The 22685-nt window shown below is 50.5% G+C and carries 20 protein-coding genes and 2 pseudogenes; 6 read left to right on the top strand and 16 right to left on the bottom strand.

Annotated features, from left to right (window positions below; genetic code table 11):
- Positions 1 to 613: 613 nt before the first annotated feature.
- Positions 614 to 2068 (bottom strand): AMP nucleosidase, encoded by a 1455-nt coding sequence (locus FN037_RS03305; RefSeq protein ID WP_138361544.1) that lies wholly within the window; start codon positions 2066 to 2068, stop codon positions 614 to 616.
- A gap of 378 nt (positions 2069 to 2446) precedes the next feature.
- On the opposite strand from FN037_RS03305, the gene FN037_RS03300 reads away from it, so the two are divergent.
- The gene (locus FN037_RS03300) at positions 2447 to 3982 is read left to right on the top strand and encodes an alpha/beta hydrolase (protein WP_185929230.1); all 1536 of its coding nucleotides are present in this window, start codon (positions 2447 to 2449) and stop codon (positions 3980 to 3982) included.
- Here the strand turns inward: FN037_RS03300 and FN037_RS03295 are convergent.
- Positions 3974 to 4906, bottom strand: coding sequence for a nucleoside recognition domain-containing protein (locus FN037_RS03295; RefSeq protein ID WP_138361542.1), 933 nt, complete (start codon positions 4904 to 4906; stop codon positions 3974 to 3976). The genes FN037_RS03300 and FN037_RS03295 overlap by 9 nt on opposite strands.
- Before the next feature lie 265 nt (positions 4907 to 5171).
- Between FN037_RS03295 and FN037_RS24735 the strand changes: the two are divergent.
- Positions 5172 to 5282, top strand: a pseudogene (locus FN037_RS24735) (hypothetical protein); the annotation flags it as partial.
- A 191-nt stretch (positions 5283 to 5473) separates the two neighbouring features.
- Here FN037_RS24735 and FN037_RS03285 read toward each other — a convergent pair.
- A complete protein-coding gene (locus tag FN037_RS03285) occupies positions 5474 to 6442 on the bottom strand; it encodes a threonine/serine dehydratase (protein WP_142501535.1) in 969 nt (322 codons plus the stop codon).
- A 110-nt stretch (positions 6443 to 6552) separates the two neighbouring features.
- The gene (locus FN037_RS03280; protein ID WP_142501534.1) at positions 6553 to 7581 is read right to left on the bottom strand and encodes a zinc-dependent alcohol dehydrogenase family protein; all 1029 of its coding nucleotides are present in this window, start codon (positions 7579 to 7581) and stop codon (positions 6553 to 6555) included.
- Between the two features lie 102 nt (positions 7582 to 7683).
- On the opposite strand from FN037_RS03280, the gene FN037_RS03275 reads away from it, so the two are divergent.
- Together FN037_RS03275 and FN037_RS03270 are read left to right on the top strand one after the other, a co-directional pair.
- On the top strand, positions 7684 to 8610 hold the full coding sequence (locus FN037_RS03275) for a LysR family transcriptional regulator (RefSeq protein ID WP_138361538.1): 927 nt from the start codon (positions 7684 to 7686) through the stop codon (positions 8608 to 8610).
- Between the two features lie 655 nt (positions 8611 to 9265).
- Positions 9266 to 9487 carry an STN domain-containing protein gene (locus FN037_RS03270; protein ID WP_241675631.1) on the top strand — a complete coding sequence of 74 codons (222 nt, stop codon included), beginning with the start codon at positions 9266 to 9268 and terminating at the stop codon, positions 9485 to 9487.
- Between the two features lie 404 nt (positions 9488 to 9891).
- On the opposite strand, the gene FN037_RS03265 is transcribed toward FN037_RS03270, so the two are convergent.
- Positions 9892 to 10977 (bottom strand): porin, encoded by a 1086-nt coding sequence (locus tag FN037_RS03265; protein WP_142501533.1) that lies wholly within the window; start codon positions 10975 to 10977, stop codon positions 9892 to 9894.
- Positions 10978 to 11399: 422 nt separating this feature from the next.
- On the opposite strand from FN037_RS03265, the gene FN037_RS03260 reads away from it, so the two are divergent.
- The gene (locus tag FN037_RS03260) at positions 11400 to 12212 is read left to right on the top strand and encodes a helix-turn-helix domain-containing protein (protein ID WP_138361535.1); all 813 of its coding nucleotides are present in this window, start codon (positions 11400 to 11402) and stop codon (positions 12210 to 12212) included.
- A 25-nt stretch (positions 12213 to 12237) separates the two neighbouring features.
- Here FN037_RS03260 and FN037_RS03255 read toward each other — a convergent pair whose 3' ends face one another.
- The 7 genes from FN037_RS03255 to FN037_RS03225 all read right to left on the bottom strand — a co-directional run bounded on the left by FN037_RS03255 (position 12238) and on the right by FN037_RS03225 (position 19198).
- Positions 12238 to 13539: a BNR repeat-containing protein gene (locus FN037_RS03255; RefSeq protein WP_142501532.1), complete on the bottom strand. Its 1302-nt coding sequence runs from the start codon at positions 13537 to 13539 to the stop codon at positions 12238 to 12240.
- Complete coding sequence (locus tag FN037_RS03250; protein WP_138361533.1) at positions 13536 to 14813, bottom strand: MFS transporter; 1278 nt, start codon at positions 14811 to 14813, stop codon at positions 13536 to 13538. Before FN037_RS03250 ends, FN037_RS03255 begins: the two co-directional genes overlap by 4 nt.
- Positions 14814 to 15441: 628 nt before the next feature.
- The gene (locus FN037_RS03245; RefSeq protein WP_142501531.1) at positions 15442 to 15966 is read right to left on the bottom strand and encodes a phospholipase D family protein; all 525 of its coding nucleotides are present in this window, start codon (positions 15964 to 15966) and stop codon (positions 15442 to 15444) included.
- 304 nt (positions 15967 to 16270) lie between these two features.
- Positions 16271 to 17218 carry an RnfABCDGE type electron transport complex subunit D gene (locus FN037_RS03240; RefSeq protein ID WP_138361531.1) on the bottom strand — a complete coding sequence of 316 codons (948 nt, stop codon included), beginning with the start codon at positions 17216 to 17218 and terminating at the stop codon, positions 16271 to 16273.
- Positions 17219 to 17502: 284 nt separating this feature from the next.
- The gene (locus tag FN037_RS03235) at positions 17503 to 18021 is read right to left on the bottom strand and encodes an iron transporter (RefSeq protein ID WP_138361530.1); all 519 of its coding nucleotides are present in this window, start codon (positions 18019 to 18021) and stop codon (positions 17503 to 17505) included.
- 15 nt (positions 18022 to 18036) lie between these two features.
- A complete protein-coding gene (locus tag FN037_RS03230; protein ID WP_142501530.1) occupies positions 18037 to 18852 on the bottom strand; it encodes an FTR1 family protein in 816 nt (271 codons plus the stop codon).
- 4 nt (positions 18853 to 18856) lie between these two features.
- Entirely contained in the window at positions 18857 to 19198 is a 342-nt protein-coding gene (locus FN037_RS03225) for a cupredoxin domain-containing protein (RefSeq protein WP_138361528.1), read from the bottom strand.
- Between the two features lie 285 nt (positions 19199 to 19483).
- Here FN037_RS03225 and FN037_RS24505 point away from each other — a divergent pair, with 285 nt between their 5' ends.
- The gene (locus FN037_RS24505; RefSeq protein WP_260607794.1) at positions 19484 to 19606 is read left to right on the top strand and encodes a hypothetical protein; all 123 of its coding nucleotides are present in this window, start codon (positions 19484 to 19486) and stop codon (positions 19604 to 19606) included.
- Positions 19607 to 19893: 287 nt separating this feature from the next.
- Here the strand turns inward: FN037_RS24505 and FN037_RS03215 are convergent.
- The 4 genes and pseudogenes from FN037_RS03215 to FN037_RS03200 form a co-directional block, all read right to left on the bottom strand.
- Positions 19894 to 20068, bottom strand: a pseudogene (locus tag FN037_RS03215) (flavin reductase); the annotation flags it as partial.
- Between the two features lie 145 nt (positions 20069 to 20213).
- Complete coding sequence (locus tag FN037_RS03210; protein WP_142501529.1) at positions 20214 to 21098, bottom strand: DMT family transporter; 885 nt, start codon at positions 21096 to 21098, stop codon at positions 20214 to 20216.
- Positions 21098 to 22468 (bottom strand): amidase, encoded by a 1371-nt coding sequence (locus tag FN037_RS03205; RefSeq protein WP_142501528.1) that lies wholly within the window; start codon positions 22466 to 22468, stop codon positions 21098 to 21100. The genes FN037_RS03210 and FN037_RS03205 overlap by 1 nt, the downstream gene beginning before the upstream one ends.
- A complete protein-coding gene (locus FN037_RS03200; RefSeq protein WP_142501527.1) occupies positions 22465 to 22683 on the bottom strand; it encodes a hypothetical protein in 219 nt (72 codons plus the stop codon). Before FN037_RS03200 ends, FN037_RS03205 begins: the two co-directional genes overlap by 4 nt.
- Positions 22684 to 22685: the final 2 nt, after the last annotated feature.

The following is a 22685-nucleotide window of genomic DNA, read 5'->3' as shown; positions in this document are numbered from 1 at the left end:
TCACGTTTCTGATGTCTGAAGCGAAAGCTCATGCGGTAATGGTCAATACTGCTCGTATCTCAATTAGCAGAGTATTTGATTAATTGGCATAAAATACATCAACTTTCCGCTGGCGGAATTTTTCTTATTCATTTTCTGGAGGGGAAAGCAACGGGGCCTATTGCGTGGTATCGACATCCGTATCATTTCTTCGCCTCAGACGGGAAGGTGATACAAAGTCATATTTCAGGGAAGAGTGATTAATGTGACCCAAATCACTTTTTCTTCTTCGGCATCAAAATTCGTATTGCACTATTGGTTAATGATGATGACCAGTCGATACTGGCGTTATAGGGGTGCGAGGCGAAATGATAATACGGTTCGTGTTTCGGTAAATTCTTATTCGTATTGCGGTTTTAGAGGCGTAACAGGGCCAGAAGAATAAAGTAAGAGGTAAGGATTATCTGGCATTCAGGGCGGTGTCGTGTGAGAAAACTGAATGGGCAGCACGCACGCAATAGCCCATCGGCAGCGGCCAAAGCCGCATGCAAGGCCAGAGTGACGAAACATGCGATGCTGAGTTCGGGTACCGGATGGCACCCGATGTTTTATCTGCCGCGAAATGGGCCGGAGATTAGCGAAATGGCGGCTCGTTGAAGGTTCTCAGTTTGCGCGAGTGCATATGGTCGCCTTCGGCGCGCAGCAGGTCAATCGCCCGGATACCAATCTGTAAATGCTCGGAAATGGCCCCTTCATAGAACCGGTTGGCCTGGCCCGGCAGTTTAATTTCTCCGTGCAGCGGTTTATCGGATACGCACAGCAGAGTGCCGTAGGGGACGCGGAAGCGATAACCCTGAGCGGCAATGGTGGCGCTCTCCATATCGATGGCCACCGCGCGGCTGAGATTAAAACGCAGCGCTGAGGCGGAATAGCGCAGTTCCCAGTTACGATCGTCGGTGGTGACCACTGTCCCGGTGCGTAGCCGTTGTTTAACTTCTTCACCCGGCATGCCGCTGACCTGTTTCGTGGCGTCATAAAGCGCACGCTGGACTTCGGCGATGCTCGGAATCGGGATATCCGGCGGCAGCACCGCGTCCAGCACATGGTCGTCGCGCAGATAGGCGTGAGCCAGCACATAGTCGCCGATTGTCTGGCTTTCTCGCAGACCGCCGCAGTGGCCAATCATCAGCCAGACGTCCGGGCGCAACACCGCCAGATGATCGCAGATATTTTTGGCGTTCGCAGGCCCTACGCCGATATTAATCAATGTGATCCCCTGACCATCTTTGGTGATCAGGTGCCAGGCCGGCATCTGATGCTTCTTCCATGCGAGATCGGAAATGGCTTCTTCCGGGGCTTCTGTATCCGCAGTGATCCAGATCCCGCCCGCGCAGGATAAGGCAATATAAGGGCTATCGGGATCGAGAATTTGGCTACAGCCCCAGCGTACGAACTCATCGACGTAACGGGTGTAATTGGTAAACAGCACGTACGGCTGGAAATGGTCAACCGGGGTGCCGGTATAGTGGCGCAACCGGGCCAGAGAGAAATCCACACGGCGGGCGTCGAAGTGCGAAAGCGGATAGAACGCGGTCGAATGGAACAGGCCGTCGGCGGTCTCATCGCCAATTTGCGAAAGCTCTGTGGTCGGGAAAAAACGGGTCAACCCGGCACTCATGGAACGATCAAGTGTTAATTCAGAACCGTCAATGACATACGGATAGGGAATTTCATGCTGCGATAATCCGACGGTGATGCAGGCGTCATAATCCTGATACAACAGGGTGAGCTGCTCCAGCAAATAGGCGCGAAAAAGTGTGGGATTAGTGATAGTGGTGGTGTAGCAACCGGTGTGGGTAAAGCGACCCCAGGCGCGGGTTTTTGACGCTTTATGTTCAGCGCCATCCCATGTGACTGACAGTTGCGGATACACGAACAAGCCTTCCGCGCGTGCGCTATCATCGGGGAGCGTATTATGAGTAATATATTCGCCGATGGCTTTACGCAGCGCATTGACCGATTTTTCATACAGCGTTTCAAGTTGCGTAAGGGCTTGTTCTGGGGTCAGCCTGGCGGCATTTTGGTTCATGACTTACTCCTTGTTTTGCTCTGCCGACGTTGTGCTTAGTATGTCACAGACTGGAAAAGACGGTGGAGAATTTCACCGTTTCAACAGGAAAAGTACTGAAATTAGAATCAGTTGGCGCAGGGGAGGGCTATGACTGCGCCTCAGCGACGCCCATGGCGGCCGTGTTTGTCGCGGATGGTCTCTTTTTAACCCCGCCGCGCGGTTTGTTTAGCGCAGATCCGTTACACCCGAGAGAATGAATGTTGGTTCCCTTTTCTGACCGTCACAACGGACGGTTGGTTTATTCTATGTTTAAAAAGTGAATTGCAGGATCGGCGTCGGGCGGCGTAATTTGCCAATCGGGTGTGCAAAAGAGATAGTTCGGACAAAAATATGGCAATGATGCGCTTTACCCGGATTCTCAATAAGTCGGGCGTGAGAATGGTCTCTTTGGCGAAAAAATGTTTCATGGGCCTGCTGGTCGTGGTGGTGGTCTTTTTTATTGGGCGTATTTACGAGTCACAGCGTGGCCCCGCGCTACACCGTTGGCATACCTGGACCGCAGATGAAATGACGACCAGCGAGATAGATCATGCCACCTTTGCGCAATATCTGGCGCGGGAGGGGGCGATTTTCCGCGATCTGAAAAGCACGATCACCGATGCGCTGAATGATGATGAAAAAACGACGATTAACCGTTTTTATGCGCAAAGCCTGGTCTATCCGGATAAGTTTCATCCCAACTGGAATCGTTCTTTTATTCTGTTGCCGCAGGGCAAGCCGCGCGGCGCGGCGGTGCTGCTCCATGGCCTGACGGATTCGCCTTACAGCGTACGGTACCTGGCGCAGCGTTATCAGCAGCAGGGATTTGTTGCCGTGGTGCCGAGGTTGCCGGGGCACGGTACCGCACCTGGCGCGCTGACCGCCGTTGACCGGAATGAGTGGATAGCGACTACCCGTCTGGCGGTACGGGAAGCGACGCGACTGACGGGGCCCGATGTGCCATTGCACGTAATTGGTTACTCTAACGGCGGGGCGCTGGCGCTGAAATACGCGCTTGATAGTCTGGATGATAAATCGTTGCGCCGACCTCAGCAGATAATTTTGCTGTCGCCGATGATTGGCGTCACCGCGTTTGCCCGTTTTGCCGGGATTGCGGGCCTGCCCTCGATTTTTCCGGCCTTTGCCCGCGCCGCATGGCTTAATATTGTCCCGGAATTCAATCCCTATAAATACAATTCGTTTCCGGTCAAAGCGGCGAGGCAGTCGTGGCTGTTGTCTCAGGCGTTGCAGCAGCAGATCGTGAAAGCGTCGCAGAACAAACGGCTGGCTGAATTAGCGCCGGTGTTAACTTTTCAGTCGGTGATGGATTCAACGGTAAGCACCCGCGCGGTGGTGGATTCGCTTTATCGCTATTTGCCGGATAACGGCAGCGAACTGGTGATTTTTGATATTAATCAGGCGGCGAACCTTCGTGCGCTATTCCGTCCCTCGCTTTATTCGGCGGTGAGCAGCTTACTACCGTCGGCGCCACGGCCCTATGCAACGACGATTATCACCAATGCCGCGGCTGACACCGATGATACGGTGGCCCGCACAACGCTTGCCGGCACGCGGACGGAAACCGTGACGCCGCTGCATATTGCCTGGCCGCAGGATATGTATTCATTGTCGCACGTCGCGGTGCCGTTCCCGCTGAGCGATTCGCTCTATGGCCGGGAACCGGCGGAGAAAAATCGCTACGGGATCAGCATTGGCACGATTTCTTTGCGCGGGGAAACATCGACCCTGAGTATCGGGCTGGATACGCTGATGCGCGTCACCTCCAATCCGTTTTTCCCGTGGATGATGGCCCGGGTTGACCATCACATTGCCTGTAGCTTTCAGGCTGACGTCGTGGCCTGCCTCCGTGCGCAGGCTGCAGGATCAGAATAGCGTGAGGTGCATAATCGTGCGGATGATAATTCCGGCAATAGCGCCGGTTGCGGCGAAACGGAACAGGCGTACGAAACGCGAGCTGACGCCCAGGAAGATACCGATGCCTGGGAGATCGAACGTCTGAACTAACAGCCCGGCGGAGGCGTTAATCTGGCTCACGGTCACCTTACCCTGCTGAATGAGTTCAGAAATCACGCCAAAATAAGCCGTTCCCCCGGCAACACACTTGACCAGCGCCGGTAGCACGAAGTTAACGGGAATATTCAGCCACAACAGCAGCGGCAGCAGGAGGTGCTGGAGCATCTCAATCACGCCTGCGGCTTGCATAACGCCCACGATAGCCAGCGACAAAATCAGCATTGGCACCGCACCAAGCGCCAGTCGAATGGCGTCGGAACCGGCACTGTTGATCACGGCGATAATCCCCCGATTATTTTGCTCGGCGTTGGGGAGCGCTTCTGACCGGGGATTCTCAATCGTAGACAGCTTGCGACCGGTAATATGCCAGGTTACCGCGGCGGCACACAGCCCGCCAGCGATCGAAATGACAATAGAGGCCAGCCAGTGCAGGCCAAATGGCGTTAACGGATAGAAAACGTTACCTTGCCCCATGGCGAAAAGCATCGCCAGCGTAGCCGCCATCTGTCGATCCGACGCACCGCGTTTATCCATAATGGCCAGCGTCGCCAGCGGGGCGGCAAAGCTGACGAAATTCATCTGGATCAGAGCAAACGCGCTCATCCCGGTTAAGCCGAACGGCTTCAGCAGCGGCGCGAGCCAGCGTACGATGACGTCCAGCACCCCGCGTACTTCCAGATATTTCATTACGATGAGCATGACAACCATGATTGGCAGCAGCGTGTAAAGCGCCACATCGACGGAGCTTTTTCCCGCCGACATAATAATGCTGATGAAGTCCATCTATTTCTCAATCACTGCGAACAGAAAGGATAATTACCGCCATCATAATCCCGGAGGAGAGGAAATGAAATCGTTACAGGGGATCTCTCTGTCCTGGAAGGGGGCACTAACTGTACTGGCAATAAGCTGAATCTGATGGGGAAATTTTACCTGCGGATATTTGCAAAGCCTGTTTTTGCTTCCAGACGGAATGACAGAGGGTGATTTTCTTTGAGGATAAAACGATGCGAGGGTGTCTGCGGATAGTGTGGGTAACGCTGTTTATTTACGAATGGTGGCGGCGTGGAAACCGGCCGCTGACGGGCAAACGGAACTCACCCATCAGGATTTGCAGCAGGGCGTTATTTTGCTGGGGATTGCCGGGATGATGGATCCGCATTATCGGTTTTATGATGTTCCTGATTGTGGAAGTTGAAAAGCCGTTGACCCGGAGATGGCGCACGGTCTGAGATATGCCTGGTGGCATGACATGGACAAAATCCAGAGCAGACGTTCGGGACGTCGGCTCTGATTGCTGACAATTCGTGCCCCGGGAAAATCACCGATGACATTTTTATATCTTTATTGTTACTTGATACCTGCGTGTTTTGTCCATACCTGCATCTCCGGGTATGTCACGTTCCCCCCGCATACGATAAGTCCAATAACCGCGTTTCGGGGAAGTGTGGGGATAACGGCGCGCGCGGCCGGAATAAGTGTCCCGGTTGCAGGTTCAACCCATTGTCTGGCTTTCTCGCCAAAAGAAATCATGCCTTGTATAGCATCGCTATCCGACACAAGGATGACCTTTTCAAGGTAGCGTTGAGCGTGTTCCAGCATCAGAGGATCGATCCGAGGAACGCCCAGAGTTGAAATGGTGGAGGTGATGTCCACGTTTACTGGCCTTCCTGCCGTTAACGCGTGGTACATCGAACTGGCCCCCTCGGTTTCCACTCCCCATATGCGGATGTCAGGATTACGGGATTTCAGTACCGTTGCGATGCCAGCCAGCATGGCTCCACCGCCCACCGCAACAAATACATCGGTTAATGAAGGGCAGTCAGCAATAAGTTCGAGTGCAAGGGTTCCATATCCTTCTGCGACCAGAGTGTCGCTACAGTCATCGATAACATGATATCCCTGTTCTGCAAGTTTCCTGGCCCGTTCAAACGCGGAACTGACATCTGCCTCAATAAGCACTGTGCTACCCGAATGGCGTATTTTTTCAACTGATGAGGCCGGGGCCGTTTTGGGCATAATGACGGTCACATTTACATCAAGCGCTTTTGCGGCTTCTGCTACTGCGATACCAAAGTTGCCGCCACTGACGGTAGCGAAACAGCCCTCTTTCAGGTTGCCGGTGAAAGCGGAAAGCAGGTTCAGCACACCCCGGGGTTTAAAAGAGCCGCCAGTCTGCAAATTTTCCAGTTTGAGAAACACCTTTCTTCCCAGCATATCGGATAATCCCGGTGACAAAACCGTAGGGGTACGAATGACGGCATTTTTAATCCTTTCAGCCGCGGTAATAATTGAAGACAGGGTAAGGTAAGTGGTCATCAGTATGTCTCTTATTGAATGCGAACGGGTTAAAAGAGCATCAGGAAATGAGGGGGCAATGTCCCCCCCAGCCAGATGAGAGTCGCCTTTTCTATTTATATGCTAAATCATCAACTGATGCGGATGACGATTTTCCCGAACGGCCCTCTCTCCAGATGCGTGAAGGCGGCTCTCGCATCGAAGAAATCGTAGATTTTATCAATCACCGGTTTGATTTGATGGTGGTCAACAGCCTGACATAGCTCTTCAAGGGCGCGTCGGTGGCCCACGGTAATCCCCTGAATATTTGCTCTTTTAAGCATCAATGGCACGGCAGGAAGAATCATCTCACTACCTTTAAGAAAACCAATCTGAGCAATCCTCCCTCCCGGTGCAAGGGCTTCTGCAGACTGGCGCAGGTTGTCACCGCCGATAAGCTCCAGGATATGGTCAAATCCGCGTCCCCCGGACAACTCAGTAGCCCGCAATGCCCATTCTGGCGTCAGGCGGGTATTAACCAGACCTGATGCCCCGAGCGCCTTTGCGCGCTGTAGTTTTTCTTCACTACGCGAAATGACGGTGACTTCCGCACCCAGAGCCTGAGCCAACTGGAGCCCTGCCAGTGCCACGCCGCCGGTTCCCTGGACCAGCACTCGCTGCCCCTGTTTGAGTTTTCCTGTTTCTACAAGCGCGAACCAGGCCGTCAGGGCTGCAACCGGGAGAGTGGAGGCCTCCTCGTCACTCAGTGAGTCAGGAGAAGCGACAGCAATATCTTCGTCGAGTATGACATATTCAGCCAGCATTCCGGGGAGTGGACCACCCAGCGATCGGCCGTGCCTGACCATATCATCCGGTGCATCACCATCCAGCCACTGCGTCCAGAAATTTCCGGTGACCCGGTCCCCGGTACGGAAACGGGTCACGCCGGGGCCTGTTGCGACAATCCTACCCGCCATATCTGAAACGGGCGTGAAAGGCATTTCCGGCAGGTCTGGCAACAGTTTCCCCTCCAGCACCAGTTTATCCCGGTAGTTAAGGGAGACCGCAGAGACTTTAACCAACAACTCGTTATATCCCGGTTTCGGTAAAGGGACTTCAGTCAGGTGAAGGTTTTCAGTGCCGAACGACGACAACTGCCAGCGTTTCATCATTTGAGCCATAGTGATTTCTCCAGTAAGTGGTGAAAATCATCTTATTGACAACAATACGGCGTGTATTGCGATATAAATGAATCATATTTCCTCCCAAATGGAGACAATCGAATGGCATTCATCCTGCATTCGCAGTTACTCAGCATGGCTGCTTTTGTGCATACGGTGGAGACAGGTAGCTTTACCGCTGCCGCAGTCCGGATGGGGGTATCAAAATCGGCAACCGGTAAACATGTTGCCCGACTTGAACAACGGCTCGGTGTTAAACTGCTGAACCGGACCACCCGCAGCATCAGCCTGACCGAAGAGGGAGAATTGTATTACCGGAGCTGCCTCAGAGTTATGGATGAGCTTGATGAAACAGAATCTCTTCTGGCGTCGCGCAAAAAGGTGGTTTCAGGTACGCTGCGCATCAGTCTCCCCGTCTCATATGGCCGGATTTGTGTCATGCCTGTCCTTGCTACACTGTGTGCTGAGTATCCGGCGCTCAGACTGGATATCACTTTTACCGATCGCCGGGTCGACCTTATCGAGGAAAATATCGATCTTGCTGTACGGCTCGGTGATACAGGTAACTCTGCCAGTCTTGCCGGGCGAAAAATCGCCACTCAGCGCTCTGTCATTTGTGCTTCGCCAGCATACATTAATCGCTATGGATTGCCTGGCTGCGCAGAAGAGTTGCTTTCACATGCTTGTCTTGGCTTTTCAAGGGACGGCAGAGTCTTGCCCTGGAAAGTGCTGGATGAAAATGGTCACATGGTCCTGCTTGAACCCACTATCCGTTACATTGTCAGCCACGGGGAGGCATTGAGGGATGCGGCGGTCAGGGGGATGGGGATTGCCTTTCTGTCAACTTGGTTGGCCGGAGACGAAATCGCTAAAGGAGAACTGAGGATAATACCGGTTAAGACTCCCGAACATGATGCCCCAGTTACGGCACTATGGCCCGTTTCCAGAAATCTCTCCCCCCGGATCCGGGTGGTAGTGGATAGATTGTATGCGGATCTTGGTAAGGCGTTCTCCCGGAACCATTTGTGATGGACGCTGGAATATGATCAAGCGCGAAGCGCTCTTGTCAGAACACGCTGGATGGGGGCAGAGAGCGTGAATGTTAATTTTTACCGTTGCACCATTGCCAAAAAATTGGGGGGTAGAAAAATGCGGGGGTATTTACTCAGGCCCGGAAGGCGACTTTCCAGCTTATGGTGATAGAACGTTATCCACTGAGAACAACCTGATTGCGTATCGACATCTTGAGGGGGAACCCTCTTCCTTTGATTATGGGGCAAGAATGGGGAAAAGGTGCCAGATTTCCTGATGCATTTTCGTCATAGGCCAATGCTTAACATAATTAATTGTTAAATAAAATAAAATGTTACCTGTTGTTTCCCCTGTCTTATCGGCTTGCATGGGCCTGGACCCGCTTGTCGTCAGTACGATGGATGATTTATGGCCTGACAACTTTTCTGTTTCAGATAAATTTCAAATAAAAATGGTTCGCTGAAATAGTAGATTAACGATTTTGTCATCGCTATCTTTACGTGACGTTGCTGAAGGAGTCAACAGAGTGAATGTAATAGAATCAACCTTGCGGTCCGTTTATTGGAAGATTTTAAGTACCAGCATGGCTTTTTTCATTATTGCATGCAGCACTTCACCGAACGTTCATTTTCCACAGGGAAAATGCGACGCTATGGCGGATTACGATATCCATTTTTATCGCTTTGATGAAACCGCCCAGGCGCTGGCGCACGGAACCGGGTGTTTTATCCGGACGGATCTCAGCCGGACGGCGTCGGTGAGGGTAAACCCGGTTAAAGGTCGGATGACAATCCGTGAGGCGCTCCATGAGGCAATCGCCGGAACGGCGTTGAAAGTGACTGAACAGCAGGCTGATTCCATGACCGTCAGGTAAACGGCGCGGCAGAGGTTAAGGTATGGGCAACGCAGTAAATTTTATTCTGTTGTCTGTCCTGGTATGCTCAGTATTGAGCTACTCTGGTGAGAGGGGCATGAGTAGCGCAAACAGACTGTGGCGCTCAGATGATGCTAACGGTGGGGCCGGACTCTCCGGAAAAAATGGCCAGCCGGGCATGAACGGTTGCCCGGGAGGGACGAGGCCATTCTCTGATGGCAAATACTACCTGCCCGGGACGCATGAAGAATGTCACCCGGCACGCCGAACGGCCTCCCATCAAAGCGGGCATTTGGTGCGGGAGAGAATCTGATAAGGTTCATCACGCCGCAGCGAATATTCCCTCTTTTTCGTACAATACGGTGAAAAAAGCCGAAGATCCTTCTCAGCTTTTAATGGGGCAATCAGAAGTGATACGTTAAACCAAAACCAATCACATCATCATTGGTGATACCAAATTGTTGGTTATTGTCGAGCATGTTTATTTTGTAGTCGACATAAGTGACCATGTTGTCATTAAAGTAATACATCATGGCTAAATCAAGATAGCGAATTAAATCTACATTTCCTGTGTTTTCAATGTCAAACGCACGTGACCAAAAATAACCTACCTGAGGCCTGATTCCGTTATTAAATTGATATCCGGCTACCGCTTCCCAGTCGCGGGTTTTATTGGCAAAACCCAGTGATTTTATTGGCGTCAGATTATGGGTTTCCGCATAAATGGTCGCCAGATAGAGTTGTTTACCGGCGTATTTAATACCGCCCCCCCACATATCAGCATACTCGCCTTTACCCAGTGATAGCGCCTGTTGAGCCGCCGTACGCCGAGATGATGAGCCAGCACCAACGATACTGATTTCATCTGTGGCATGCCATGTCAGCGACATCCCGTACCCTTCTCCGTTCTGTTTTATGGCTGAACGACTACTGCCTGTTGTTTCTGAACTGTCGTTAGCGCCCTGGTACTGGACAGCAAAATCAAGACCGTCAATCAGACCAAATGTATCGTGATTACGCCATGTCAATAATCCTGTCCCCCTGCCGGTCATAAAATTATCGCCCGCACTAAAGGTCAGATTGTTAAAAATCGGCGCATAGTCTGTATAGGATGCCAGATCATAATCAACGCCCCAGTTACGACCATAATCGAGGGAACCGAATGTGCCCGCATTCAGCCCCGCGTATGCCAGACGCGTGGCATTCCCGGTTTGAGCATCGCTGCCAGATTCAGTATGGTTAGCCTGAACGTTAACTTCCCACTGGGCATAACCTGATAACCATTCATTAATTCGTGTTTGCCCTTTAAATCCGAAACGAATAAACGTGTTGTCTCCGTTCAACGACGTATCATCACTAAAATAATGTCGCGCATGCACAGCGCCCGTAAGTTGTAGCTGATTACCGTCTTTATTGTATATTTCAGCTGCAAACAACGGAAAGGAAATGCTGAATATCATGCCCGCCAGGGTTAATTTTCTGATTATCATCTCTATTATTCCAGAATTAATGTTATGGGGTGTTTTAAATTCACCATGACACAACGTTGTTGCGTTTAAGCCAACATTGGATGGACTGTCAGAACTAATTTTACAAAATGTGTTAATACTACCTGTTGCTGTCGAAGTGTGATTTTATCGAAGGGTAAAATAGTGGAAAGGCCCTGGCGATGTGACTGTGAAACATATCAATACCATTTGTACTATTATGACAGGAAATGCATGGGGATGGCATTTATGTACACTGTCAATTGTACTATCAATAATGTTATAGAAACGCATTATCCCATGAAATAAAATGATGTTTCATATTCGTGATGCAAATCAATTTATCCTGCCTCGTAAGGTCATAGATTATAAAATGTACTTCTTATCTGTTAGGCCCGGGACGCGGGGACTAAAGAGGGTTTGTTATGACACTTGTTCTTCCAAGGGATACTCATTTCCACCATCCTATGGAAAAGGTGGTATTCCACTTCTGGCAGCCAGAGAAAAGTATCAGTCGTGAACATACCCATGAATATTGTGAGCTTTTTTTGGTAGAGAGTGGGAGCGGCGTACATGTTATCAATGAAAAACCGTATTTGTTGACCGCTGGGACACTTTGCTATCTAAATCGACAGGACTACCATCTCTTTGAGAATATGAATAATTTAAACCAGGTAAATCTCCTGTATCTGGGGCGCGATCAGTTTAATATTATCAAAGGGATAGACCATTTACTTCCCGCAGAGGATGAGACAAATATCTGGCAAATAGATATGCGGATAATGAAACATGTCATTAGCCGTCTTTCAGCTCATCAAGAGGGGGCGTTTATGGATAAATTTTTTGCCGAGAGTCATAAAGAGATGGTTTTTCTTGAGGCGCTGCATATTCTCAGCGAATGGCGATACAAAACACACGATTTTAGCTCCAGTGATGATCGTATTAGCCAGATAATCATCTGGTTAAATAACCACTGGGATCGACCACTGAATATTGATGGATTATGTCAGATGTTTGCGATATCCCGTCGTACTCTGCAACGTGGTTTTGCCGAATATACCGGAATTTCCCCACAGCAATATCTTTCTCTTCTCAAACTGCTGCAGGCAAAATATTGCCTGCAGTTTTCTCAGATGACCGTCTCAGAAGTTGCGATACATTGTGGTTTTACGGATATTAGCTATTTTTCCCGTCTGTTTCGTAAGCAGTTCGGTATTTCGCCGAATCAATGTCAGTAACCCGTCGTAAGGACGGGTTTCCATCTTACTCAATACCGGTATCAATCAACTCCAGTTGCGTAGCACCCACTTCAACAGGGTGGGGAACGTCGCGGAAGATGGGTAGCGTTTCCCAGCGTAGCCAGTAGCGGTGTTGTTCGTGCCCGTCGCTGTCCAGAGCGGCAACCAGTTGAACCACCGCGTCAGGGTGAATATGCTGTCGGGGCTGGCGTTGCGTAGTGCACATGGCCCGGTAAACTGCTTTATCAGCAATGACCTGCAGTGTTTCTTCATCGATTATCCATATCCCCTGGCCAGCGTTTGCTGTCTGCCATTCAACTTCCAGTCGGGAATGCCCCACCGGACGCGGAGGACAGAGGATCACATCAGGGGGGATGGAGCCAGGGCCTTTGAAATCCCAGCGGAAATCCCATCGGCTGATTTGTTTTTTCAGCCACGTACCTTTACCGTCAGGCCTTGCGAGCCAGGCCTGGGAATAACCCTGTTCGTCGTAGCGATGGAAAATCAGCACAGGACGCCCCTGATTATCAAATCCCACTTCCTGAACCATATTGATCAGACCCTCTTCCGGTGCGGCAGGGTCGACAATTTCTCCTGTTGAACGGGAAATGGGTAATGTCAGTGGCTTGCCAGCAGAGGTTTCCCAGTGCAGCAGATCCCGACTGCGGGCATAGGACAAATTGTTGTTGGTTTCACAATGGGGCGTTTCTCTCCACATCCAGATCATGTGCCAGTAACCATCTGGCCCGACTACCGGTGGTCTGGCATAACCATTACGTTCCCCGTCACCATTGAGTAGCGGCGTGTCCAGCAACCGGCCCCAGGTTTTACTCTGGTCATCCCAGCGGTTGTATATATCATCGCCGTTGCCGCTGCATCCATCCCGGTAGCGAAACAGCAATCGTCCGTTGCTGTCTTTAAAAAAGAGTGGATAGGTGGCTCGATTTTCGCGCTCGCCCACCATTGATAACACAGGTTGTATTGAGCAGATATCCAGCGGCTTTTGTGAGCGATAATAAATTAACGGATCGACATGCATGTTACCGGCCAAATGAATATAACCTTCAGCATCAATAGCCAGTGTCAGATAATTGTGTGAATCATAATCCGTTATATTTGAGAAGCGATGTCGCTCCTCAATCCAGAAGCCCTCCGGCTGGAACGTCTCCCATTCTTCAGCGAACGGTGCCCGACAGCCAATGGTTATACGGTGGGACGGGTCATACCATGCGGCAAACAAATATTCCTCATGCGTAACCAGACAGTACAGAACGGTAAAATCTGCACATGCCTCACCAATTAGCGAGGGAATAACATCTTGTTTCATAAACTACGCTCCTGATGGACTAAGGTGTTTTTTTTGGATAAAAAATAGATTGCAAGAATAATGGCTCCCAGGGGATGAAGTAGTGCGCCGGCATAAATCGGTACGGAATAACCAAAGTGGTCAATAATTGTCCCTACAAACCCATTGAAAATAATGGAACTGATTCCACCTAATGCACTCATAATGCCAATAGCGGTGGCAATGGCTATTCTTGGGGCAAGGCCGCCCATCATAATGGTTGCCATGCTTAGCCAGGCCGTACACATAAAATTGATAACCGTCATAATACCCGTTGCGGCAATGTCATTGGTGACAGAAGGTAAAAGGAAGACCAGTGGAGAAAGACAGGTGACCGACCAGATAATAATCAGTCGCGCACGTGTTGGCTCAATGCCACGCGCCACCAGACGGTCTGAAATTTTGCACACCAGAAGTACGCCAAATACGGCGGCAAGCGGTGGGAACCACATTAATTCCCCCACACGGGATAATGAGAGCCCTAGCTTTTCTTGCATAAATCCAACCTGCCAGTACTGATAGAAAAACCAGAATGGATCGGTCAACAGACGGGCGAAAATCAGTACCCAGATAGGTTTAGAAGTGAGTACCAACCTGTAGCGTTGAGCCATTGTGATGTGGGTCTCGTCAGGCCTAACCGGTGCATTGTCTACGGCAACCGGTGAGCGACGACTGGCCATAAACCACAAGAATCCAATAACCACCCCGGCGATGGCCGGAATAAAGAACGCCCAACGCCAACCGGTAGAAAGGGTGACCCAGGCGACAAAGGGCGGTGCAATAATAAGCCCAAGGGACTGGATAATATTTGTTAACTGAAAGGCAAAGGCCCGCTGTTCTGCTTTAAACCAGGTAAATACCGCCAGGGTTAATGCCGGTACGACACCGGATTCAGCAATACCTAATAATACCCGTCCGGCTAACAAACCAGTCAGTGAAGTTGCAAGTCCGGTAATTAATGTGGCGGTCGCCATTAATACCATCAACCCCGTAATAACAAATCGACTGCCATATCTGTCGACCAGCACACCGGAGAAGAAATACATGATGGTATAAGGTATCATAAATGCGGTGATCAGTAATGAATAATCGGTATTGCTGACATTCATTTGATGCATCAGGGTGGTTTTCAGTATCGAAACGATTTGTCTGTCAAAAGAAAAGAAGAAAAGTACGCAACCCAATAATACCAGCAGTATGGCGACCGGAAGATCGAATTGCCTTATTTTTTGTAATGATGCTGTGCTGCTATTCATAACTACTCCGCATTAAGTTTCAGGGCTCAGGTAAGTAATAACAGTAGCGAGTATAGGGAGAGGGAGTCGGCTGTAATCCGCCTGCTGCGTGCTCTGTGAATGACGTCATTGTGATTTGAAGATTTATGACAAAAATTGTCAGTGGCTGGCGTTTTTGTGAAAAAGGGATGGTCGCCTACGCGCTTGTAATTGTGTCGCCGCTCGTTGGGTTTCTTATCGCTTGATACCTGGACCGTCAGCCATGAAAACCACAGATGCTTATCGTGAGATAAATAGCTTTTTACAGTGGTGAGGAGGAGAGATTCACGGCCGGTGTAAGTACCGTTTTGCGCAGTGATAAACATTTAGTCATGGCAGGCCCACCTGTACGATAAACAATCAATTACACGATCGCCTGTTTCTGCTTCCATTGGCGAAGGTCTATTTCGGACGATGAATCAGGGGCAGCTTCCGTTCCTTCGTGAATATCGCTCTTCCACGTCTCCATTTTGATACGGCGAGCTTCTGCTGAGGACCTCATTAAGCAGACCAGACATCCGTGAGAGATGATTCAACAACCCACCCGATGCGGGGAAAAGGCATGAGCAGATGATAAATGGCCGCAAGCCAATGCGCCCCTGAGGGAAGATCAGTCATGATGGTTAAGTGGTCTGGATTCGTTCCAGAGGCGGTTAAATTCCTGCTGATATTTTGCCGCCAGTTCGGGGGCATTGCGGATCAACAAAGCATTTTCAGCGTTGTGTTTGTCTGCACTGATGGTGTAGTTAAAGGAGCCGGTTTCTACCGACCGGCGGTCGGCGACAATAAATTTGTTATGCATGGTGGCGTAATGTCCGTCAAGACGTACCGGGATATGGTGATTGGCCAGAAATGTTGCTGCCGTATACCGATCGCTGTTGGCTTTTTTATCCGCCACAACTCGTACCGACACACCGCGCTGCCTGGCATTTAGCAGTGCTATCGCGATTGGTTTGCTGGTGAACAGGTAGGCTGCCACGTCAAGGCTGTGTCGGGCGCTGTTAATGATGCTTAAAACGTTGTTCTGCGCATCATGAGAAGTGGAGGGTGAAAAGCCTACCACAATTTCTGGCGGCTGCCTCGCCATAACGGGCATGACCATCGCAAAGGTCAGGGCAAAAATGAGCTTACGCATCGTGCTTTCACTCCGGTTGCTGCGGTTCGTCAAGAGTATATACCCTAAATAATTCGCGTTGCAGAACAAAACTGTTAACCGTTTTGTACAGCGATTGCGCTGTTCACGAAGGGGGCGGTCCGGGAATGGCGCCCGTTATTGCCAGCACATAAGCAACGTAAAGTATGACGGGTATAAACCGGAAAACAGAGTATATGGCTAAATAACGAATTGATTTTAATCAGTCCAGAAAGTTGATATCCCGACAGGTAGAACCCTGCTGGCAGATCAACAAGCAAGAGGCCATTCTCCCTCATGCTGAGAACTAAATTGATACCCTGCGGCCCGGCAACTGACGGTGCAAACCATAACACACCGCGATAATTATCTGAGCAGCAATCAATGACAGCAAGGTTCCCTCTGCAAACGGGCCATACCGTCTGAACAACACGCACAATACACCAAAAATGAACGCATGCGCATATTGATACCCAGGACTCAGTTGATTCAGAAAACGGTTGCGCAGCATAAAGATTAATGCAAACAGAAAACTTCCCATCAGCATCTGTTGGCCGATAACCTGCCAGAAATTTGTATCGGCGCGGAAGAATGACCAGGTCATCGTAAACCCCAGCAGGCCGAAGATAATCGGGCGCAACCGTAGCGACCCGCACCACAACAACAACAGCGCGCCAGCCAGAATCGCAATTTTCGACGTTTCGCCGGGCGCGCCATTCCATGTCCCCAGTAGTACTGTTTTGAGCGACACAGCAGGACAGAGATGGTGTGAGAATGCACATATACGCTGCATCTGGAGCGGCGTCGCACCTGAATAACCCTCAATATGCTGCTGCCAAAGCGTATTATCGGTCTGTGGCAGATGGCAGAGAAAGACAATAAAACGGGCAGCAATTGCCGCATTAATCGAATGCGTCAGCCCACCGATGTTGACTGATTTACACGATAAAATAAACCCGGCGAAGGTTGCCAGCAACACCAGCCAGGGTGGCGTTGTCAACGGCGTTATTGCCGCGATAATAAAAACACAATAGATCAGCGTCTGCGGCGGGTGAGAGCTGTTAAAACAGTGCGTGGCCAGGATAAATAGCAATGCGCCGGAGACGATTGCGCCAAGAAAAGGTAATACAGACGTGACCAGGTAATGAACAGGAGGCTCCCCATGTTGCGCCTGTATTAAAAAAAGATTAATAAACCCACTTAACAATGCGGGTGTAATTGACACAATGAAAATAATGAGGTTCTTATTGCGCATTTTATTTCAGACCTTGCCACAACAGGCATAATTTGTATGTTCATTCGAGAGAAAATATCGTTATATACCCCAAATAATGCGTCTTGCAGGACGTATGCAATGCAGAAATCCCCGGGAGCCGATTGTCGTCAGCGGCCGGGGGGCGAGAAAAACCAACACATCTGCAAGCTGAAGTATGAACGGTAGATAATCAGATACCGAATACTTCCGATACAGGACATGAAACAGGACTAATGCAGCAGACGCCTGACAGGAATACCTTTCTCCTGAATCACACCGTGTTATTACGCCTGGGGATATTTAAAAGTAAATGTCTCAACAAAGGGTTTAAACCAGGGACCCAGGCCCGTCTCTTTATCAATATGCCGGGCATATCCTTTTTCATCTGGCGGCGTGTATTTAATAAAGACTTTATATGTCCCTGGACCAGCCATTTGTACTGAATGCGCATAATGAGAGCCATCTTTAGCAGACATCGGCAGCATCTGGCCAAATTCCATATAATTACTGTCTCCGACTTTCTGAACAACATAATCGATGGTCAAATAAGGTATCCATGCATCAGGCGGATATCCCCATTTATTATCCTGAGTCGCATGAACATCTGTTTCCAGATGCACGACATCTTTCCCCATCACCATTGAAGTCGGCATGGGCGATGTTTCAATATTCAGCAGATAAGAGGAAGCTATTTCCATTCCATCTTTATACACAGGTCCTCCGACAGGGTACTCTTTTGCATAAGCACTGCCTGCCATCATGCCCCCGGCTATCATCACACAGCCGATAATTTTCTTCTGCATAGCGCTAACTCCTGTTTATTGAGTGACTGAATATTTGCGTTTTAAATAAAAACGTAGTGTGTAAACCACGACAAAAACCAATACCCACGAACAAATCTGGATCCCCATCGGAGTGGCAGTGTAGCCAAAAATAGTGCGCGCAAGGTTCCCCGCCCAACTGTTATCAGACAACAGAAATGCGCTATTCCAGACCTGAGCGCCCAGATCAGGCAATATGTCAACACTGGCCAGTATTCCCACGGCCTGGCTGGCGAGGCCTGCGGCAATAATCACCAGAACAAAATTACTCACCATAAAAATATAACGTAACGGGATCAGTATCAGGCCAGAATACAGCGCCCATGATACCAGCGCGCCGCAGACAATACCTGCAATGCCACCCGCCAGCATACTGGTGTGAGAAATACCAGAGGACAGTGACAGGCTATAAAGAAATAACACAATCTCTGAACCTTCCCGTAATACTGCTATTGCGACAATAACCGTGATAGCAAAATAACGGCCTCCGCGCGCCAGAATTTTCTCCGCTTCGCTGCGACTCTCGTTTGCCAGTTGCTTCCCTTTAATTGACATCCACAATACTTGCCAGGAAAGCATCACAACGGCAAGGAGAAGGATAACCGCATTAAAAACTTCCTGCCCAATACCATAGAGCATGTTTTCCAGTTGGTTAGTAAATAATGCCAGCAACACAGCTCCGCAGATCCCGGCCAGAATACCGGTTATTATCTGCATTTTAATTGTCACCCCTTTACAGGCAGCGAGAATAATAGAAATAACTAAACCTGCTTCCAGCACTTCCCGAAAAACGATTAAAAGTGTCGCCAGCATAAGATTAATTCCCGCTAACAGTTAACCAACCGCTCACACCTGTGGTGCTGTAGTCATCGAAAAATTTATATTTACCGCTCTGAAGTGGCCCGGCGAAAACAGTGATGGTATTGCCGGGGGTCGCTATTTTTTCAAACTTCATGTCATAGCTTTCCAGTTCAGCTACACGTTGTGTTTGATTCGTCATCCGTATCATGAGTCGTTGCCCTGGTTTTGCCGTTAATGTCGCGGGGGAAAAGCCATTATTGGTTAACATTAACGTCAGAATCACACGATCTGCAGCCTCCGTTGTTCCTGCAAATAATAAGCAGGCGGACAGGACTACTCTGGTTAACTGTATTTTCATTGCCGGATATACCGTGCTGCAAATGGATAAATAGCATTTAAATGAAAAGAGAAATCATTATCAAACCAATTACTGTTTCTTTGCAACAGCATGTGTAACAACACGCCATCAAATGTAATAAACTGTATTGCCTCGTATAAAAGGTCCGGCGTAAGTGTTTGCACTGAAATTTACCGTTTCGTAATAGATGGCACTGGCGACAAACAGTTGCTGGTTGGCGGCGCTGAACGAGCTGGTGGTCACAGCCATAAAGTAGTGAATCTCAGTGTTGTGCACAGGGCCTCCATGATGTCAGCCTTGCCGATCGATCATGACTTTCCGGCCCTGCTCAGCCAGATCCCAATACAGACCAGTCATGATTTGCAGCGCTTCGCAGGCGATATCGGCGAGCAGATGCTCATCGGGTGAATGCTGGGAACGTGTCGGATACGAGTGGGGTAGTCACAATATGGGCACATCAAACGTATCAAGAAAGCAGGCATTGGGTAAGCTGCCGCCGAAATTTGGCAGCACTGCGGCTTCCTTTCCAGTTGAACGCCGAATGGAGACGAGACTCCAGCCGACCCGGGGATCGTCAGGATCAATACGCGTGGCTTTAAAACAGTTTATCGGCGCCACCACTGCTACATCGTGAAAACCTTGCTGGTCAAGATGTTGGCGAATATGGCGGGCAAAGTTGTCCACACTGCTATGGGCGGATTTATCCAGCACTACTGTCAGTTTGGCAGGTGTGAAATCCAGACCACAAAACCAGGATGTAGCCATAACGTTTTCAATGCCATCATGGATGGCAGATACCAGTGTGGCTGGCCCATGATTTATCAAGCGGTAGGTCTTTTTAAGCTCGGCTGAGGTGAAATAGGGGGGCATTGTGTCTTCGTGTCACCGTTGGCGGAAAAATAAGGTAACGACCTGAGTCATTTTACATTTTCCTCGACAAACATCGCACCCACTGGCGCATTGGCTTTTATTTATCTGAACAAGGGAGCTGAAGTAACTGTTGGTTTGCGCAGATTTAAACTCGCTGCTTATCAGACAACCTAATCCGCAAAGCCCTTTGAGGCAGAATAGCAAACAATATCCCACCCACAATCAGCGCAGCCCCACCGAGCTTGGCGTGATCAAGTCGCTCACTAAATACCCATACCCCCATCATCATCGCCAGTGCAGGACTAAGCAGTGACCACGGCAACAATTGGCTGGCGGGGTAGCGTTTCAGTAAGCCATACCATAAGGAATAGGCCAGCAGCGAAGATCCCAGCGCACTATAAATCACGCCGAGCCAGCCACGCCAACCCGCAGCCAACAGCAAGGGTAACTGATTGGTCTCAAGCAACGCGGATGCCAGTGCCACCATCGGTAAAGCAAACAGCGACAACCAGCCGGTCATCGCCATCGGCTTAATTGGTGGCGCAAGCTTTACCAGCATAGTGGTGACGGACCAGCCGGAGGCGCTGATAAGCAGCAGAAACACACTCCGCCAGGATGCCAGAGAAGGACTACCTGCAAGGACAATAACCCCGCTCAGTGCCAGCAACACTCCAAAGATGCGCCGCAGTGTCAGGGTTTCTTTTAGCCACACCGCAGCAAGAATCATGGCAAACGGTGTGCCCATCTGGATCAACACGGCGGTGCTGCCTGCATCAGTGCTGCGCATGCCGAGCACCATTAATCCGAAGTGAATAAAACCAAAAGTGAATGCCAACAATACCAGCCAGGGCAGTTGCTGCCGCGTCACGGGATGAAACGGCACCAGCAACAGCGCCACTAACAGAAAACGCAGCGCCAGCATAAACAATGGCGGCAGCTCCATCAGGCCAAACTTCATGGCTATCACATTAAACGCCCAGCCACAGACGATCAACAGCAGGATCAGCACATCGCGTGTTCCGGGTGCCATCACTCCGCCAGCCGGGCTGGCTTCTGCAGATGATAGTCATGCTGCTGCTGGAACAGCCGTGCCAGCGCCAGCAGACGTGTTTCGCTGCCATCAGCGCCGATAAACTGCATCCCTGTCGGCAATCCGCTTTCGTCAAAACCGGCAGGTAAACTGACGGCAGGCAGCGCGGAGAGACTGGCGAGCGCGTTGTAGCGCATATTCCCGGTAAGCACGTTGTCGTGACGATCGCCAATCTGTACCTCATGTACATCTTTGGGCGGTGCCGTAAAGGGCAGCGTCGGCACCATGATCATGTCAACATACTGAAGTTGTTGCATCAGTTGCAGTCGGATACCGGTACGGAAACGCTGCGCCTGAAGATACTCTACTGCCGTGATGCCCAGCCCGGCCTGCAACAGCTTGCGCACATCATCGCCGTAGTCCTGCGGACGCTCCTGCAACCAGGCGGTGTGCAACGCGGCGGGTTCCGCAAGGTTGATCAGCATCAGCGCATTTACCGCTTGTTCCAGGCCCATCAGATTGATGGTTTTGCACTCGGCACCCGCATCCGTCAGCCAGCGGATCATCGACTGGTAGGCTCTGGCGACTCCGGGTTGAACTTCAATCTCGCCCTCCGGTAACAGTCCAATACGCAAACCACGTAACTGCGGCAGCGGTGCCAACGTGGAGGCCGATACGCCAAGCATCACATTAAACATCAGCTCACACTCTTCGGCGTAACGTGCCAGTGGTCCGACGGTGTCGAGGCTGGTAGCCAACGGAAATATTCCTTGGGTGGAGAGGCGCCCCACACCTGGCCGAAGTCCGGTAATGCCGTTCATTGACGAGGGCAGGCGAATCGAGCCGCCAGTATCCGTTCCGAGCGTGCCAATGGCACTGCGCACCGCGGCGGCAACCCCCGATCCGCCGCTGGAGCCTGCCGGAATACGTGATTCATCCCATGGATTACTGCACGCACCGTAATGCGGATTTGCAGTGGTGCCACCCCAGGCAAATTCATGCATATTGGTGCTGCCAATGATGATGGCACCAGCCTGTTTCAGGCGGCCCACGACTTCAGCGTCCTGTTGGGCAATCGACCCGCTCAGAATTTTGCTGCCGGCGTGCATTTCTTCACCCGCAAGGTCAATATTCGCTTTGATTGCCAACGGAATACCATGCAACGGCCCCATATCGTATCCTTGATCCAGCAACTTCTGGCTGGCTTCCGCCAGGGCAAGCGCTTTGTCTTCATACACCTCGGTAAAGGCATTCAGATCCCGGGTGGCACGCTCGCGTGTCAGGCAGGCGGTGACCAGTTCGGGAACACTGAGCTGACGGGTACGTAATTGTTGACCGATCATCAGCATCGAGTTATCAAGCAGATTCATTGCGCCTCCGTTTTTATCAGTGTGGCGACAGGTGCATGCAGAGGAGACACCCAGGCCGTTGCGGGCAGCAGGGTCGGCGTAAAATGCCGGGTAGCAAATGCCGAAACACTCGTCGCTCGCCTTTCACTATCCTCCAGTAATGAGGTTAGGGACCCGGCTTCCACCGGGCAGGCATGTTGAATTAACGCGAGGCGCAGGGCGACAGGATCATTCATAC

Source organism: Klebsiella sp. 2680, from assembly GCF_900198535.1.
Taxonomy (GTDB): Bacteria; Pseudomonadota; Gammaproteobacteria; order Enterobacterales; family Enterobacteriaceae; genus Klebsiella; species Klebsiella indica.
The sequence above is the reverse complement of the archived record's forward strand: the minus strand, read 5'-3'. Positions and strand labels throughout refer to the sequence as shown.